8 protein-coding genes and 2 pseudogenes are annotated in these 17,468 nt (G+C 64.9%); 3 read left to right on the top strand and 7 right to left on the bottom strand.

The genetic code is table 11. The features are described 5' to 3' along the window. Position 1 precedes the first annotated feature (1 nt). On the bottom strand, positions 2-934 hold the full coding sequence (locus FFS13_RS16805; RefSeq protein WP_137820208.1) for an ABC transporter ATP-binding protein: 933 nt from the start codon (positions 932-934) through the stop codon (positions 2-4). Between the two features lie 703 nt (positions 935-1,637). On the opposite strand from FFS13_RS16805, the pseudogene FFS13_RS20280 reads away from it, so the two are divergent. The 3 genes and pseudogenes from FFS13_RS20280 to FFS13_RS16820 form a co-directional block, all read left to right on the top strand. Continuing rightward, a pseudogene (locus FFS13_RS20280) lies at positions 1,638-1,796 on the top strand (transposase); the annotation flags it as partial. Between the two features lie 150 nt (positions 1,797-1,946). Beyond that, positions 1,947-2,249: pseudogene (locus FFS13_RS16815) on the top strand (transposase); the annotation flags it as partial. A gap of 31 nt (positions 2,250-2,280) precedes the next feature. Further along, positions 2,281-2,445 (top strand): hypothetical protein, encoded by a 165-nt coding sequence (locus FFS13_RS16820; protein WP_371922968.1) that lies wholly within the window; start codon positions 2,281-2,283, stop codon positions 2,443-2,445. A 123-nt stretch (positions 2,446-2,568) separates the two neighbouring features. Here the strand turns inward: FFS13_RS16820 and fhuF are convergent, their stop codons facing one another. The 6 genes from fhuF to FFS13_RS16850 form a co-directional block, all read right to left on the bottom strand. After that, the gene (gene fhuF, locus FFS13_RS16825; protein ID WP_137820210.1) at positions 2,569-3,318 is read right to left on the bottom strand and encodes a siderophore-iron reductase FhuF; all 750 of its coding nucleotides are present in this window, start codon (positions 3,316-3,318) and stop codon (positions 2,569-2,571) included. A 16-nt stretch (positions 3,319-3,334) separates the two neighbouring features. After that, positions 3,335-4,627: a lysine N(6)-hydroxylase/L-ornithine N(5)-oxygenase family protein gene (locus FFS13_RS16830; protein WP_137820211.1), complete on the bottom strand. Its 1,293-nt coding sequence runs from the start codon at positions 4,625-4,627 to the stop codon at positions 3,335-3,337. A 139-nt stretch (positions 4,628-4,766) separates the two neighbouring features. Continuing rightward, positions 4,767-5,765, bottom strand: a complete 999-nt coding sequence (locus tag FFS13_RS16835; RefSeq protein ID WP_137820212.1) for a GNAT family N-acetyltransferase — start codon at positions 5,763-5,765, stop codon at positions 4,767-4,769. Further along, positions 5,755-7,977 carry a TonB-dependent siderophore receptor gene (locus tag FFS13_RS16840; protein ID WP_137820213.1) on the bottom strand — a complete coding sequence of 741 codons (2,223 nt, stop codon included), beginning with the start codon at positions 7,975-7,977 and terminating at the stop codon, positions 5,755-5,757. Before FFS13_RS16840 ends, FFS13_RS16835 begins: the two co-directional genes overlap by 11 nt. A 99-nt stretch (positions 7,978-8,076) precedes the next feature. Continuing rightward, on the bottom strand, positions 8,077-13,479 hold the full coding sequence (locus FFS13_RS16845; protein WP_218568633.1) for a non-ribosomal peptide synthetase: 5,403 nt from the start codon (positions 13,477-13,479) through the stop codon (positions 8,077-8,079). Then, positions 13,476-17,468 (bottom strand): non-ribosomal peptide synthetase (locus tag FFS13_RS16850; protein WP_137820214.1); only part of this gene is annotated, 3,993 nt, incomplete at its 5' end. The genes FFS13_RS16845 and FFS13_RS16850, both read right to left, overlap by 4 nt.

The following is a 17,468-nucleotide window of genomic DNA, read 5'->3' on the forward strand; positions in this document are numbered from 1 at the left end:
TTCATACCGCCACCTTCGCCAGATTTTTCTCCACCAGGGAGACGAACAGCTCCTCCAGGCGATTGGTTTTATTGCGCAAGCTGAGCACCTGAATGTGCTGCTGCGCCAGTTGGCGGAACAGTTCGCTGACCCCCTGGCTCTTCTCCACCTGCACCTCGAGGGTATGGCTATCCAGCAATTGCGCGGGATAACCGATCAATTGCGGTGGGATCAACAGCGAGTCCTTGAGGTCCAGCAGGAAAGTTTCCACATGCAGTTTCTTCAGCAGTTCACGCATGCTGGTGTTCTCGACGATCCTGCCGTGGTCGATGATGCCGATATTGCGGCACAGCTGCTCGGCCTCTTCCAGGTAGTGGGTGGTCAGAATGATGCTGATGCCCTGCTCATTCAGTTCGGTGAGAAAGGTCCACATCGAACGGCGCAGCTCGATATCCACACCGGCGGTGGGTTCATCGAGAATCAGCAGGCGCGGCTGATGCACCAGCGCGCGGGCAATCATCAGGCGGCGCTTCATGCCACCGGAGAGCTCCCGCGAGGGCGCGTTGCGCTTGTCCCAGAGCCCGAGTTGAGTCAGGTACTGCTCGGCGCGCTCCTTGGCGATACGCGCCGGAATACCGTAGTAACCGGCCTGGGTCACCACTATGTCGAAGGTCTTCTCGAACTGGTTGAAGTTGAACTCCTGCGGCACCACGCCCAGGCAGCGCTTGAGCGCGGACGGATTGCGGTCGAGATCATGGCCAAACACGCTCACCGTGCCACTGGTTTTGTTCACCAGGGTCGAGAGGATGCCGATGGTGGTGGACTTGCCGGCCCCATTGGGGCCGAGCAACGCAAAAAAGTCGCCTTCGGCCACTTCCAGGTCAATACCATGCAGGGCCTGAAAGCCATTGCCGTAGGTTTTTGTCAACTGCCGGATGGACAGAGCAGAACTCATAAGAGAGATACACACCAAGAAGAGGAATGAAGTTAGTTAAGGACTCTAGCCGCCGAATACAATCGGGCAATCCGGCCAAGTCTATCGCCAGATGGCTTGTGGGCTGAAGCTTTATGGCGGCTCAGGTTAACGCCGTCATCAGCGCCAGACGCTAGGCCGACCTTGCTTCAATCGTTCATAAGAGCCTGTCCAAGATCTAAGCGCAGCGGAGTAACGGCCGAAGGCTGGTCCGCAGGGCGAGCGCAGCGAGTCAAAAGTGCAGGTTACGAATGGGATGAGTTCGTTTTCAACGCCGCATGAGGCGCGAAGCCTGCAGGCAGACCTTGAACAGGCTCTAAGCCTTTCCAGCTCAGGCACCCTACCACCGCGAGCGCAGGAATAAAGAGCGCAAGGCTGATGTTAGCTATCGAGCACTTTCATAGTTGCGGTTGCATCTCTGCCAGCAGGTCGCCCACTACATCGCCAAGCCTCGGTCTAACGACGCCAATCCTGCCGCGCTCGCGACGATTCGGCCAAGCTTAGCGCTCTTGTCGCCATCTTCTGTCGATGCCGACTAAGCTCGTGACGGCTGGCTATAGCCACGCTGGCTTCATGGAGGATGTAAGCGTCCGGCAAAGGCATCTGGTTAGCTCCGCGAAGCCAGGACATGGTGCCCACCTAAATTAAGTGGACACCATTTCTAGCTCCTTTAAGCGGATCCTTCATGCAGCCAAAACGCCGCTCCTATCTCAAATCGTTCAAGACCCAGGTCATCCAAGAGTGCCGCGAACCCGACGCCACCATTGCCGGTGTAGCGCTCAACCACGGTCTCAACGCCAACCTCGTGCACAAGTGGATACGCCTACAAGAACAGCGGGACGTCGGTCAGTTGCCGGCTTTCATACCACTGAAATTACCGGCGCTACAGCCACAACCTCAGATCACGCCGGCAGCTATTCGAATCGAAGTCCCACATGCTCGTGGCACCGTCGTTGTAAGTTGGCCGGTCGAAAACTCAGGCGCCTGCGCAGGCTTGAGCGCCGTGATTTATGACTTCAGCCCAAGCCGAGCCGGCGAGCACGCCAGAAACTTCCTGCACGGCTGGAGCGGCAAGTTGGTCTGCGATGACTTTGGCGGTTACAAGGCGAGCTTCGAACTGGGCGTGACCGAAATCGGCTGCATGGCCCATGCACATCGCAAGTTCTTCGACTTGCATGCCACCAACAAAAGCCAGATCGCGGAAAAGGCCCTGCACTACGTCGCAATCCTCTATGAAATCGAACGCGAAGTGCGCGACCTAGAGCCGGATTTACGACACCTAATACGCCATGAAAAGCGGCACCGGTTATCGATTGAGCGGCAATCCCATGGCCAGCCCGGAAGTACTGGGCATCAGTGCCGGCGCCGCCTTGGGCTTGATCACCCTGCTCTTCCTGCTGCCCTACTCAGGTCCGCTGGCCCAACTGCCGGCTGGCCTGCTGGCCGCCCTGCTCGGCGGCGCCTACTTCATGCTGTGCCTGTATCGGCGCTGATCAGCGAAACGCTGGGTTGTTCGCCACACGCCTGAACCCACCCTGCGCACTCATGGACCCTGGGTAGGCTGTACTCGCCCGCAGGGCAGTGCAGCGTTGCCGCCCTGGGCTATCTAAACAGGATCAATCCAGTAGCGCCGCGCCTTCGGCCGGCGGGCTGCCCAGCAGCGGGCAGTTATCGCACATGTCCATGCCCAGCTCGTTGCGGATGCAGCACAGCTTGCGTTGCCGCCAGGGCGCACAGTCTTCGCTCTGGGCGACATAGCGCACCGGCTCGAACAGCAGGTTGCGCTTACCGTCCGGGCGCTGGGCGGTCTGGAGTATCTCGAAGCCATGACCCAGCATCGGCTTGGGCAATGGCAAGCCATCCAGGGTCGCCATAAACCACTCGAAATAGTTGCCGGCGTTGCTCCACAGCACGCGAGCCGCCACCTTGCGATAGCCGCGCAGGCCCTCGATGAAGGGCTGCAGGTTGTTGTCCAGCAGCCCGGCAAAACGCGCGAAACCATCGTCTGGAGGGCTAGCCCAACGCTCACCGGCATGGGGCAGTTTGAAGGCCTCGGGCAGGCCGTCGGTACCGACCACCACCTGGATTTCCTCGAAATCCAGCGGCAGGCGCCAGTTGAGGATCAACCCGGTCGCCAGCACGGGCGGAATCAAGCGCAGAAAATAGTACTTCGACCACAACGACAGCAGCGCGCGGCGATCGCCCTCGGCATATTCGGGGCCGAAGCGTAGCAACTGCTGTTCTAGGCGCTCCGGGCTGACGAACTCACGCCCGGACAGTGCCGGGCGTGGGTCATCCGCAAGGGTAAGGACATCGCGGTAGTGGGCAAATGGGCCCTGAAATAACGGGGCGATAGCCTTAATCATCGCCTCCGCGCCTGGCTCAAGCACATGCGCTGGCAACTCCCTGACGGCGTCGTCGGCAACTATCCAGCAAGGCATCGACCACTTCCTGCGAGCGAATCGCCAGCACCGACAACAAGCTATCGCTAAGGCCGTGGCTGGCCTCACAGCAGCCCTGCAAGTAAATGCCTGCACTCATCTGCGCTTTGCTGCACAGGCGATAGTCACGCTCGACACCTTCGTCCAGGTGCTCCGCCAGGCCGGCCAGCAGACGCTTGTAACCATCACGGCGATAGCCGGTGGCCAGCACCACCGCATCGAACAAACGTTCCTCGCGACCATCCGGGCCGTTCATGCTCAGGCGCACCCCCTGTTCCTGGCCTTCTACCGCCTCGATGCTGCGTTGCGTCAACAGGTTATGCGGCGCATGGCCGCTGACTTTCTGCTGGTAGAGGCGCTGGTAGATGCTTTCGATCAGATCGAGGTTGACCACCGAATAGTTGGTCTGGCTATTGGCCTGCAGAAACGCCTGGCGCTCTTGCGGTGCCTGGCCATAGACCACATCGGTAAAGGAGGGATCGAAGATCTCGTTGACGAAGGGGCTGTCATCGGCCGGACGCATGGCCTGGCCGCGCATCACCAAGGACACCTCGGCGTGCGGATAACGGCTGCACAGGTCGCTGAAGATTTCCGCCGCGCTCTGCCCGGAGCCAATCACCGCCAAGCGCCGGGGCGCTTGGCACTGCTGGATGCGCTCGAGATAGGCGCACGAGTGGATCACCCGGGCATCGTCCTTGAACGGGCGGAACATTTCCGGCACCGCCGCTTCGCCGCCAATGCTGACAACCAGATTGCGCGTCACCCGTGCACGGGTACGGCCATCGGCCAGGCGCGAAATCACCTTGACCCGCGTCACCTCGCTACCGTCAAACACCGGCTCGACGCCAATCACTTCCTCGCTGTAGTGCACGCGCTCGGCGAAATGGCTGGCGGCCCAGCGCAGGTAGTCGTTGTACTCATGGCGCGAGGGCGTGAAGGTGCTGATATTGATGAAGGCCTCCAGGCGGCGCTGCTGGTGCAGGTAATTGATAAAGGTGTAACGGCTCGACGGGTTGCGCAGGGTGGCCAGATCCTTGAGGAAAGAAATCTGCATGCGACTGTCGTCCAGCAACATGCCGCCATGCCAGGTGTACTCCGGCTTTTTTTCCAGGAAGCAATAGCGCAGCCCCTGCTCACGCACCTGGCGGTCTTCCTCCAGGGCGATGGCGATGGCCAGGTTGGCGGGCCCGAAGCCCAAGCCGATTACATCGTATTCCAGTGTTTCTATGCTCATGTCAGGGCCCAATCCGCTGCAGATGGTTCGTGTGAAGTTCGGGTGAGTCCATGCAGGCACCCGCCTCGCCCAATCTCATCAGTTCACGGCCGCGCTCAAGCTCGGCTCATCTTATAGTCATGCTCAGCGGCAGCGTCTGCTACGCCAAGCGGCAATGTTCGAAGAACACTTCGCGGGGCTGCACCATGAGTGCCGCGCGCTTGTGCGGAAAATCGAACTCCTTGGCCCTGCAGTAACCCTGCGCCTGCATGTGAGCGATCATCCTGGCGTTGTCGGCGCGCGGTTCGGCAACAATGCGCTGGGTGCGCTGGTCATCGAGAAACAGGTAATGGGTCAGCGCGCTCAGCCAACTGGCCACCTTGTGCGGACCGCGATGGTTTTCCTCGCCGACCAGCATGTGGATGCCGCGGTCGTAGTCGTCCACCCCATAGAAAGGCGCAATGCGGTCTTCCTTGGCCCAGTAGGCCTCGTAATAGGCAAACGGCTGGTCATCGAAGCAGCCGATCAGGGTCAGCACCCGCGGATCGGCTGCCAGCTCTTGCAGGTAGCGCCGGTGCTTGTCCAGGTCGCCCTCCTCCTGCCAGAACGCGGCCACCCGAGGGCTGTTCTGCCAATGGTGGAAACACTCAAGGTCACGGTCTATGTCCAGGCTGCGCAGGGAAATCCAGGTCCCCAGATGAGCGTCGAAACGTCGATAAACCTCGCCGACCGGCTTGGGCCCGCGGCGCGGATGACGACGCCCGCTGGTATGCATGACCATCAGCTGCGGGTAGCCAGCAGTGCTGGCATTGCGCAGAAATAGCCCCGGCAATTGCCAGAACAGCGAGCGCTCGATACGTAAGTCGGCGCCCTCGCCGACCAGCAAGCCGCTGGCCAACAAGGCCGGATCGACCCGCTCCAGCTGCAAGCGCAGTAGCTGCAGCACCGGCTGACTGGCGAAGGACCAATAGGCCAGCAGCCACAGTGCTTCGGCCTGCTCGGCCCAAGCCAACTCCAGCGCAACCAGCATCTCGCCCTGACGACGGGCGCGCAGCAGTGCGTGCCCGTCCAGGTGCAGGGTCAGGCTGCTGCCATCGTCATGGCCGGCAAGCTGCCGCCCATCGGGCAGCGGCAGCAGGTTAAGGCGATTAGAACTCATAGGTGACACTGGCGATGACATTGCGACGGTTGCCGTACCAGCAGTAGTAGTCGCAGGCGCTGATGTACTCCTTGTCGGTCAGGTTGTTGGCGTTGAGTTGCAGACGCACATCCTGGATCCGGTAGCTGACCATGGCATCCAGCAAGGTGTAGGACGGTACTTCCAGGGTCTCGGTGTTATCGCCATAGCTGGAGCTGGTGTGACGCACGCCAGCACCAATGCCCAGGCCATTGAGCAGGCCGCCCTGGAACTGGTACTTGGTCCACAGCGAGGCCATCTCGTCGGCAACGTTGGCCGGAATCTTGCCCTCTTCTGCCTTGCGACCGCTCTTGGTGGTCTCGGGATCGAGCTTGGTGTAGCTGGCGACCAGGCTCAGGCTTTCGGTGAGATTGGCCTGGGCCTCCAGCTCGAGGCCACGGCTACGCACTTCGCCGATCTGCACAGACTTGCCGTTGACGGTCTTGCGCACATTCTCCTGGGTCAGCTCGAACAGCGCGGCGCTGAAGGCGGCATCCAGGCCGAGCGGCTGGAACTTCAGGCCGATCTCCTTCTGGTCGCCGATTTGCGGCTCGAAGGGCTCGTTAGGGGTCACCGTGGTGTTCAACTCGGTGACCGGCAGGAAGAACTCCGAGTAGCTGATATAGGGCGTCAGGCCGTTGCCCGCAACGTAGGCTACACCGCTGCTCCAGGTGAACTCCTGGTCGGTGACGTCGTAGTTCTTGCCGGTGGTACGGTTGTCGAAGTTGCTACGGGCCTGGTCGTAGCGACCACCAAGCAGGAAGACCCAGTGCTCGTCCAGCTTGAGCTGGTTCTGTGCGTAGTAACCAAACTGGTCGGCGCGGGTGTCCTTGTTCTGCAGCGCAAAGTCGCCGATGGGTGCGCCGTAGGTGGTGGGCTGACCGAGGAAGGTCAGCGAGGAGCTTTTCGGATCGTAGATATCCAGCACCGGCACGGTACCGAAGCCGGGGTCGCGTGCAGGGCTCTTCGCGTCGATGTTCAGCAATTGATAGTCGAAGCCGAGCAACAGGGTGTTTTCCCAGCCGTCGCCAAACCAGTTGCCGAGCATGCGGTTGTCGGTGGACAGGCTTTTGGCCTGGCCATCGTCATAGGTCAGACCACGCACCAGCAGGCGCTTGTTTGGATCCAGTGCTGGCGCGAAGTCGTTTACATAGCCCAGGCTGTAGAGCTGGCGCACTTCCAGATCCATGTGGCCGTAACGCAGGTTCTGCTGGAAGTCCCAGTTGTCGTTGAGGCGATGGTTCAGCTCATAACCCAGGGTCATCTGAGTACGCTGGAAAGTCTCGTAGCCAGGGTCCCCAACCGCCGTATCGGTATCGATATCGCCATTGGGATTGTTCTCGATGGTGCCGCTCGAAGGCAGGAACTGCAGCTGCGGGTCCGAGTTGTCCTTTTGGTAGCTGGCCAGCAGGGTCAGCGAGGTGTCCTCGTTGAAGTCGATGGTCATCGACGGGGCCAGCAGCAGGCGCTCGGCGTTCACGTCATCGACCTGGGTGCCGGTATCACGACTCAGGGCCACCACACGGTAGCGGACGTTGCCCTCTTCATTCAGCTGGCCGCCAACGTCCAGATTGACCTGCTTGCGATCGAAGCTGCCGTACTGGATGCCGATCTCGTTGTGTGCCTCCAGGTTCGGCCGCTTGCTCTGCAGGTTGATCAGGCCGCTGGGTGGGGATTGGCCATAGAGCACCGAGGCAGCACCCTTGAGCACTTCGACACGTTCGAGCATGTAGGGGTCGATCTGCCAGCTGTAGAAGCCGCTGGAAAAGACCCGTGCGCCATCCATGAACAGGCCGTTGTTGGCCTGCTTGAAGCCACGGATGATGAACCAGTCCTGCTTGTTGTCTTCGCCGTAGAAACCAGCCTGCACGCCGGCCGAGTAGCGCAGCGCTTCGCTGACGGTCTGCACGTTGCGGTCTTTCATCTGCGCTTCCGTAACCACGGAGACCGAACGCGGGGTTTCATTTAGGGGAGTGTTGATCTTGGTGGCGCTGCGGCTGTTCTTGGCCACATAGCCCTGGTCTTCGCCGACCGGGCTGTCCAGTTCGCCGCTGATGTTCAGCACGTCCAGTTCCAGCACTTGCTCTTCAGCATGCACGGCAAAGCTGAATGCACTCAGTGCGCACGCCATGGCCAGAGGCAGACGTGCCCTGGCGAACGGCACTCTGGCCGGGTACTTCGACTGCTGTTTCATCAACCACTCCCCAGTGAACTTAAATTAGAAGGATTCGCATTTGATCAACTTGCCACTACAAGACGAATGGCATGCGAAAAAATTTAGTAAGCCGCGACTCTATTTCTGCTTCTGCAGCAGGCTCGTCAGCTCCAGCAGGACCTGTGGGTGACGCACGATGCCCTGGTGGTCGGTATCCACCAGCCGGTGCGCTGCCGCCCTGCCCTGCACCTGTTCCAGGCCGGACTCCAGCAGTGCGGCGCGCCCCGCCGGCCGCGCCGCCCACCAGCAGTGCGGGCGCACCTTGACCTTGGGCAGCGCATAGCCGGCGCACAGGCGGCGCATGTGCTGTTCCACCGCCCAGGCGAACAGCAGCTCCTCCAGGCTCTGCCGGGTCATGCCGTCCAGCGGTTGGCCGGCGAACCAGGCGCTGCAGGCCTGCGGCCAGTCCAGCGGCTCCAGCTGCAGCAGGCGCTCGAACAGGCCATCCCAGGCCCTGGCCGGCAACTCCGGCGCAAGCAGTTGCAGATGCTCGCCGAGCTTGGCGCGGGCCAGCGGGTGGCGGGCGTCGTCGCCGGCGATCTCGGTGCCCGGCACGTAGCAATCGAGCAGACCGAGGAAGGTCATTGCATGGCCTCGGGCTTCCAGGCGCGCCGCCAGCTCCAGGGCCAGGCTGCCGCCCAGCGACCAACCGACCAGCCGGTACGGCCCCTGCGCTTGCTGCTTGAGCAGCGCGGCCAGGTAGGCATCGGCCATCTCGCCCAGCGAGGCATCGCGCCAGGCCGGATCGAGGAAACTGCGGCACTGCAGGCCGAACAGCGGGCGCACGCCTTCCAGCCGAGCGGCCAGCGGCTGGTAGCCGGTGACCCGACCGGTGACCGGGTGCAGGCAGAACACCGGCGCCGCTGCGGCGTCCTGGCGGGTCAGGCGTAGCAAGGGCGATGGCCCCAGATCAGCCTGGCCGCGCGCCAGCTCCAGCAGGCTAAGCAGCTCCTGGCGATAGGCCTGGGCCAGCGCCGCGATGGTCGCCTCGCCGTACTGCGTACCGGCGTATTCCCAGGAGAGCTGCAACTGGCCGTCGAACACCTGACCGTTGACGCTCAGACGGCTGGCCAGCGGATTGTCCACCGCCACCGCCGCGCCGCCACCGCCCGCCGGGCGGAACCAGTCCGCCGCCGCACCGGCCTGGTACTGGCCGAGGTAGTTGAAGGTGACGTCGGCCGCCGGCAATGCGGCCAGGGCCGCCTGCACCTCGGCCGAGCCCAGCCAGCGCAACACGCCATAACCCTGGCCGCCATGCTCGACCTGCTCCAGCTGCTGCTGGACGCGCCGCAGCTGTTGCCGCGGGTCGTCCAGTCGCGGCAGTTGCAGCGGATACAGGCTGGTGAACCAGCCGACCGTGCGCGACAGATCCAGCTCGCCGGCCAGCGCCTCGCGGCCATGGCCTTCGAGGTTGACCCGCAGGCCCGGTTGGCCGCTCCAGCGGCACAGGGCACGGGTCAGCGCGCTGAGCAGCAGCGCATCGATACGCACGCCGAGCTGCGCCGGCGCCTGCAACAGACGCTTGGTCTCACTGGCATCCAGGGCCAGGCGCACAGCGCGCTGGTCGCCATGGGTGGCTGCGGTGCCGTGCAGCTCGCGCGGCAACGGCATGGCCGGGCCGCTCAGGCGGCTGCACCAGGCATCCAGCTCGCGCTGTGCGGCTTCGCTGTTCGTCCAACCCTGCAGCGCTTCGCTCCAGCTCTTGTAGGACAGGCTTTTGCTCTGCAGGCGCGGTGTCTGCCCGACTTCCAACTGGCGATAGGCAGCGAGAATATCTTCCAGCAGGATGCGCCAGGACACCCCATCCACCACCAGGTGATGCACCGCCAGCAACAGCCGTTCCGGCTGGCCGGCCTGCTTGAGGTAGAGCGCACGCAGCAGCGGGCCGTTGGCCAGATCGAGGCTTTGTTGGGCTTGCTGGTAAAGCAAGTCCACTTCTGGCTCATTGCGTGCTTCACGCAGCCACAGCAGCGCCTGCGCAGGATCGTGCTCGGCATACTGCTGGCGCCAGACGCCCTGCTCTTCGCTGAAACGCAGACGCAGAGCATCGTGATGCGCCACCAGTGCCTGCAGCGCCTGCTCCAGCAGCTGCGGGTCGAGCGGGCGCAACAGCTCCAGGTTCAGCGCCTGGTTCCAGTGCGCCGGCTGGGCCTGGCCCATGGCGAAGAAATGCGCCTGGATCGGCGCCAGCGGCAGCTCGCCGGTCACCGGCTCCTGCGCCGCCTCGCCCTGACCTACACGCATGACCTTGGCCAGCTCGGCCAGGCGCGGCAACTGGAACAGCTCGCGCGGCGCCAGTTGCAGGCCCTGCTGACGTGCGCGGCTGACCACCTGCAAAGCGACGATGGAGTCGCCACCCAGCTCGAAGAAATGATCCTGGCGCCCCACCCGCTCCACACCGAGCACTTCCGCCCAGATGGCGGCGAGGATGTGCTCATTGTCGGTCTGTGGTGCTTCGTAGGACTGGCTCTGCCAGGTCGGCTCGGGCAGCGCGGCCCGGTCCAGCTTGCCGGCCGGGGTCAGCGGCAGCTTGGCCAGCGCGATGATCTGCGCCGGCACCATATAGTCCGGCAGTACCTTGGCCAGTTCGGCACGTAGAGCATTGGCGTCGCTGTTGTCGCGGGCCACCACATAACCCACCAGCTGCTTGCCGGTCGGTGTCTCGCGGGCGATCACCGCCGCTTCCTGCACGCCGTCCAGGGCCAGCAACTGGCTCTCGATCTCGCCCAGCTCGATGCGAAAACCACGGATCTTCACCTGATGGTCGACCCGACCCAGGTAATCCAGGGTGCCGTCGGCACGCCAGCGCACCAGGTCGCCGCTGCGGTACATGCGTTCGCCGGCTGCGCCGAACGGATCGGGCAGGAAGCGCTCGGCGGTCAGCTCCGGACGCTGGAAGTAACCACGGGCCAGGCCGACTTCGCCGCCGATATACAGTTCGCCGGCCACACCGATGGGCAGCAGATTGAGTTCGGCGTCGAGCACATACAGGCTGCGCGGGCCGACCGGGTTGCCGATCGGGGCATAGGCGGCCTCGAAGGCGTCGCCGGGGAAGGCTTCCCAGATCAGCGGCGTCACCACCGTCTCGGTCGGGCCGTAGCCGTTGATGATGCGCTTGGGCTGCAGGACTTTCTGCAGGCGCTCGTAGGTCTCGCGGGTAAAGGCTTCGCCACCTAGGGTCCACGATCTGACAGGCAATTTGAGGTTCTGCGACTCGACCCAATCCAGCAGCTGCTGGGCATAGCTCGGCGGCAGGCAGGAGATGGTCACGCCTTCGTCGGCGATCACCTGGCAGGTCTTCTCGGCGCTCCACAGTTCCTGGTCACGAATCACCAGGCGGCTGCCGAAAGCCAGCGGCACCGTCCAGCGCTCCAGGGCGCCGTCGAAACTGATCGAGGCGAAGTGCAGCTCCACATCGTCGGGCGTCATGCCGTAGCGCTGGCCGATGCACTGCACGTGCATGCTCAGCCCCAGGTGATTGACCGCCACGCCCTTGGGCTGGCCGGTGGAGCCGGAGGTGTAGATCAGGTAGGCCAGATTTAGCGGATGCAGCTGAACGGCTGGAGCCAAAGCGTCGAAAGCGGACAGATCCAGTTGATCCAGATACAGCGGCTCGACACCCTCGCCCAGCGGCAGACGCTCGGCCAGATCGGAGGACGTGATCAGCCACTGCAACCCCGAGTCCTCGACCATATAGCTCAGGCGTTCGCGCGGGTAATCCGGGTCGAGCGGCACGAAAGCACCGCCGGCTTTGAGCACCGCCAGCATGGCCACGATCATCGCGTTGCCGCGCTCAAGGGATACACCGACGCGGGACTCGGGTCGCACGCCCTGCTCCACCAGCAACCGGGCCAGGCAGTTGGCGCGGGCCTCCAGCTCGGCGAAAGAAATTCGCTCAGCGCCATGCACCAGGGCGATGGCGTCAGGACGCAGACGCGCCTGCTCGGCGATCAGCTCGGGCAGCAGGCGCGAGGCATCGAAGTCCTGGCGTGGGCTATTCCACTCGCTCAGTTGCGTCTGATCTTGGGTATCCAGCACGTCCAGTCGTACCAGAGGCTGATCCGGTGCAGCGCTGACCCGCTCCAGCAGGCGTAGCAGATGGGCGGCCATCTTCTGCATCTGGCCATCGTCCAGGCGCTCGCGGGCCCAGGTCAGGGTCAGGCGCAGGCGGCCGCTGATGTCTTCATGGCTGTCCAGCGCCAGGTCGAACAGCGCGTGTGGTACGCCCTGGGCCAGCGGCTGCAGGCTCAGGCCCGGCAGCTGCAAGGCGCCGAGGTCGCGCTTCTGATGGTTGAACAGCACCTGAAACAGCGGCGTCTGCCCCAGGCTGCGCTCCGGCGCCAGAGCCTCCACCAACTGATCGAACGGCAGGTCCTGCTGATCCTGGGCATCCAGGGCGTGGCGACGCACTTCGGCCAGCAACTGGCGGAAATTCATGTCGGTCGTCAGCTCGGCGCGCAGTACCTGGGTGTTGACGAAGAAGCCCACCAGCGGCGCGGTCTCGGTGCGCTGACGGTTGGCCACCGGCACACCGACGCGGATATCGCGCTGGTTGCTGTAGCGGGCCAGCAACAGCTGGAACGAGGCCAGCAGCAGCATGAACAGGGTCGCGCCTTCGCCCTGGGCCAACTGGCGCAGACGCTCGGCCAGGGCCTGCGGTACCTCGATGGCCTGGCGCGCGGCATGCCGCTGCCCGGAGGCGTCCAGCTTGTAGGGCAAGGCCAGCACCGGCTGCTCATCGCCCAGGCGTTCACGCCAGTAACCCAGCTGGCGCTCGCGCTCGCCGGCGGCGAGCCAGGCGCGTTGCCACTGGGCATAGTCCGGGTACTGGATCGCCAGTTCGTTGAGCTGCGGTTGCTGGCCCAGGCTCAGGGCGGCATAGGCGCGGCCCAGTTCCTCGGCGAACACGCCGATCGACCAGCCATCGGAGACGATGTGGTGGCAGACGATCTGCAGGCGCCACTGCTGCTCGGCGAGGCGCAGCAGCTGCACGCGCAGCAGCGGCCCCTCGACCAGATCGAAGGCGCGTGCCGCATGGGCATCGGCCAGGTTTTGTACCGCTGCCTCCAGATCGGGCGGCTGGCCTTGCAGATCCTGCTCGTCGAGGGCTAGCGGCCCCGGCGCATCGATACGCTGGCACAGCTGGCCTTGGTGGTCGTAGAAACGCGTGCGCAGCGCCTCGTGGCGCGCAACGATCAGCTCCAGGGCAGCCAGCAGCGCGCCGCGATCCAGTTCGCCGGCCAGATCGAAGGCGCCGACCATGTGGTAGGCGCTGCTGTCCGGCTCCATCTGCGCCACCAGCCACAGGCGCTGCTGGGCATGCGAGGCCGGCAGGTGCTCGCCGCGTGGCGCCGGTACCAGCGGCAGGCGGTCGAAGCGGATGCCCTTGCTCGCCAACAGTTCGAGAAAACGTTTCTGTTCGGCCGGGCCGAGGGCGAGAAAGCGGCGCGCCAGGGCGGCCTTGTCGATAGGCGCGGTCACAGGGCCTCCAGTTCGTCGAGCAGCGCAGCCATGCCGCGCAGGTCTTGGTCTTCTTCCTCGGCGGCGGCCGGGGCCAGGCCGTCGAGGGAGGCGGCCAGGGCGGCCAGGTCTTGCGCCTCGAAGAAGGCGCGCAGCGGCAGCTCCAGGCCCAGTCGCTGGCGCAGCAGCGCCACGGCCTGGGTGGCCAGCAGCGAGTGGCCACCGAGTTCGAAGAAGTTGTCGTCCAGGCCGACCTGGGCCAGTTCCAGCACTTCCTGCCAGAGGCCGGCCAGGGCGTTTTCCAGCTCGGACTGCGGCGCGCGGTAGCTGCGCGCCTGCCACATCGGCTCCGGCAGCGCGCGGCGCTCCAGCTTGCCGTTGGGCGACAGCGGCATGCGCTCCAGGCGCATCAGGATCGATGGCACCATGTGCTCGGGCAGCTCGACCTTCAGCGCGGCCTTGATCCCACTGAGCCAGGCGGCCTCGTCGACCGGCAGCGGATCGGCCACCACATAGCCGACCAGCTGCTTGCCGATCTGGCTGTCGCGGGCCACCACCACCGATTCGGCGACGCCGGGCTGCGCGCCGAGCTGGGCCTCGATCTCGCCCAGTTCGACGCGGAAACCGCGGATCTTCACCTGATGGTCGATACGCCCCAGGTAATCGATGGCGCCATCGGCGCGCCAGCGCACCAGGTCGCCAGTGCGATACATGCGCGAGCCGGCCGGGCCGAACGGATCGGGCAGGAAGCGCTCGGCGGTCAGCTCCGGACGGCGGTGGTAGCCGCGCGCCAGGCCGATGCCGGCGATATACAGTTCGCCGGGCACGCCTTGCGGCACCGGATTGAGCTGGGCATCGAGGATATGCAGGCGCAGGTTGGCGATCGGCCGGCCGATCGGCACCGCGTGACGGCCCTCCTCCACGCAGGTCCAGTGGCTGACGTCGATGGCCGCTTCGGTCGGTCCATACAGGTTGTACAGGCAGGCACCAGGCAGGCGCTGGAAGGTACGCACCTGCAGCTCGGCCGGCAGCGCCTCGCCGCTGCAGACGATGCGCGACAGGCTGGCGCACTGCTCCACGTCCGGGTGCAGCAGGAAGGCCTGCAGCATGGACGGCACGAAGTGCAGCGTGGTGACGCGGTGGCGCTGGATCAGCTCCACCAGCTTCTGCGGGTCGCGATGGTCGCCGGGCGCGGCCACGGCCAGGCAGGCGCCGGTGATCAGCGGCCAGAAGAACTCCCACACCGACACGTCGAAGCTGAACGGGGTCTTCTGCAGCACCACGTCGCCGGCACCGAGCGGGTAGGCCTCCTGCATCCACTGGATACGGTTGGCCAGGGCCAGATGGCTGTTGCCGGCGCCCTTGGGCTTGCCGGTGGAGCCGGAGGTGTAGATGACGTAGGCCAGGTCGTCGGCCTGCAACTGCACGGCCGGGGCGTCGGCGCTTTCGCCGCCGCAATTTTCACGATCCAGGCTCAGTACCTGCAGGCCCTGCGGCAGCGGCAGGCGCTCGATCAGCAGGCTGTGCGACAGCAGCAGCTCGACGCCGGAATCCTCCAGCAGATAGGCCAGGCGCTCCAGCGGGTACTCCGGATCGAGCGGCACATAGGCGCCACCGGCGCGGACGATGGCGTGCAGGCCGACCACCAGTTCCAGCGAGCGCTCCAGGCTGATGCCGACCAGGCTGCCACGCTGCACGCCGAGGTGGCGCAGGCGGTTGGCCAGCTGGTTGATGCGCCGGTCCAGCTCGGCGTAGCCGAGCACCTGCTCGCCGAACGCCAGGGCCGGCGCCTGCGGCGTGCGCGCGGCCTGCTCGGCGATGCGCTGGCTGAGGAAAACCTGCGGGCCGTAGTCCTTGGCGGTGTCGTTCCAGGCGGCAAGCTGGGTCTGCTCGTCTTCTTCCAGCAACGGCAGCAGACCGATGGGCTGCGCCGGATCGGCGCAGATGCCTTCCAGCAGGCGCACGAAGTGCCGCGCCAGGCGCGCGACAGTGCGCGCCTCGAACAGCTCGGCGGCGTAGCTGACGAAACCGCTCAGGCTGCCATCGGCGGCCTCCTCGGTATCCAGCGCCAGGTCGAACTGGGCGCCAGCGGCGCCCGGGTCATGCGGCTGCACACGCAGGCCCGGCAGGCTGTCGAGGGCGCGCAAATCCATCTGCTGGTGGTTGAACGCCACCTGGAACAGCGGGTGATGGCTAAGGCTGCGCGCCGGTTGCAGGGCTTCCACCAGCTGGTCGAACGGCAGTTCCTGGTTGGCCAGGGCATCGCGACTGGCCTGGGCCAGCTCGCCGAGCAGCTGGCGGAACGGCTTGAGCCCACTCGGCTCGCCGCGCAGCACCAGGGTGTTGATGAAGCAGCCGAGCACGCCTTCCACTTCGGCCAGGCTACGGCCGGCCACCGGTACGCCGACGCGGATATCCTCCTGGCCGCTGTAGCGGTGCAGCAGGCTCTGCCAGGCGCTCAGCAGCAGGCTGAACAGGGTGCTGCCCTCGCGCTGGGCCAGGGCGCGCAGTTGCGCGGTGAGCCGCGGCGACAGCTCGAAACGCCAGCGCATGCCCTGGCGCGCACCCTGGGCCGGGCGCGGGTGATCGGTGGGCAGTTCCAGCAGCGGCTGGTGTTCGCCCAACTGGGCCTTCCAGTAATCCAGCTGACGCGCGGCTTCGCCGCAGCCCAGCCAGTCGCGCTGCCACTGGGCGTAGTCGGCGTACTGCACCGGCAGCGCGGCGAACTGCGGCACCCGGCCTTCGGCGAAGGCCGCATAGGCGCTGGCGAACTCGCCGATAAAGCGCTGCATCGACCAGCCATCCGAGACGATATGGTGCTGGATCAGCAGCAGGCGGTATTCCTGATCGCCCAGGCGCAGCACACTTACCCGCAGCAGTGGCTCGCTGGCCAGATTGAACGGGCGTTGCAGCAGTTTCTGCGCATAGGCCTTGGCTTCGCTTTCGCGTTTGTTGGCCGGAAGCGGACGCAGATCGAGCCAGTCGATGCGCTGTCCCTGGGCCGGCAGGATGCGCTGACGCGCCTCGCCGTTCACTTCGACGAAACGGGTACGCAGCGCCTCGTGGCGGGCTTCCAGCTGGTCGAAGGCGGCCTGCAGTGCCTGGCGATCCAGGCGGCCATGCAGGTCGAGGCCGGCCGGCATATGGTAGGCGCCGTTGCTCGGATCGAGACGATTGAGGAACCACAGGCGCTGCTGGGCATGCGACAGCAGCAGATCGCCAACCCGCGGCAGCACGCGCAGCTTCGGTGCGTCGGCACTTTCACGCTGCAGGGCGCTGGCACAGTCGGCCAGGCGGCTCTGCTCGAACAGCGCCTTGAGCGGCAGTTGCAGGCCCTGTTGGCGGGTGCGGCTGACCACCTGCAAAGCGACGATGGAGTCGCCACCCAGCTCGAAGAAATGATCCTGGCGCCCCACCCGCTCCACACCGAGCACTTCCGCCCAGATGGCGGCGAGGATGTGCTCATTGTCGGTCTGTGGTGCTTCGTAGCTCTGGCTCTGCCAGGTCGGCTCGGGCAGCGCGGCCCGGTCCAGCTTGCCGGCCGGGGTCAGCGGCAGCTTGGCCAGCGCGATGATCTGCGCCGGCAGCATATAGTCCGGCAGTACCTTGGCCAGTTCGGCACGTAGAGCATTGGCGTCGCTGTTGTCGCGGGCCACCACATAACCGACCAGCTGCTTGCCGGTCGGTGTCTCGCGGGCGATCACCGCCGCTTCCTGCACGCCGTCCAGGGCCAGCAACTGGCTCTCGATCTCGCCCAGCTCGATGCGGAAGCCGCGGATCTTCACCTGATGGTCGACCCGACCCAGGTAATCCAGGGTGCCGTCGGCACGCCAGCGCACCAGGTCGCCGGTGCGGTACATACGCTCCCCCGCCTGACCGAACGGGTCGGGCAGGAAACGCTCGGCGGTCAGTTCGGGACGCTGGAAGTAACCACGGGCCAGGCCGACTTCGCCGCCGATATACAGTTCGCCGGCCACACCGATGGGCAGCAGATTGAGTTCGGCGTCGAG

Origin of the sequence: Pseudomonas sp. 2FG, from assembly GCF_005502935.1 — a bacterium.
Lineage (GTDB): Bacteria > Pseudomonadota > Gammaproteobacteria > Pseudomonadales > Pseudomonadaceae > Aquipseudomonas.

Bases quoted from the DNA above. Each gene is read 5' to 3' on its own strand.
- FFS13_RS16830 (WP_137820211.1), bottom strand. From the start codon at position 4,627: ATGAGCATAGAAACACTGGAATACGATGTAATCGGCTTGGGCTTCGGG.
- FFS13_RS16835 (WP_137820212.1), bottom strand. From the start codon at position 5,765: ATGAGTTCTAATCGCCTTAACCTGCTGCCGCTGCCCGATGGGCGGCAG.
- FFS13_RS16805 (WP_137820208.1), bottom strand. From the start codon at position 934: ATGAGTTCTGCTCTGTCCATCCGGCAGTTGACAAAAACCTACGGCAAT.
- FFS13_RS16840 (WP_137820213.1), bottom strand. From the start codon at position 7,977: ATGAAACAGCAGTCGAAGTACCCGGCCAGAGTGCCGTTCGCCAGGGCA.
- fhuF (WP_137820210.1), bottom strand. From the start codon at position 3,318: ATGATTAAGGCTATCGCCCCGTTATTTCAGGGCCCATTTGCCCACTAC.
- FFS13_RS16820 (WP_371922968.1), top strand. From the start codon at position 2,281: ATGGCCAGCCCGGAAGTACTGGGCATCAGTGCCGGCGCCGCCTTGGGC.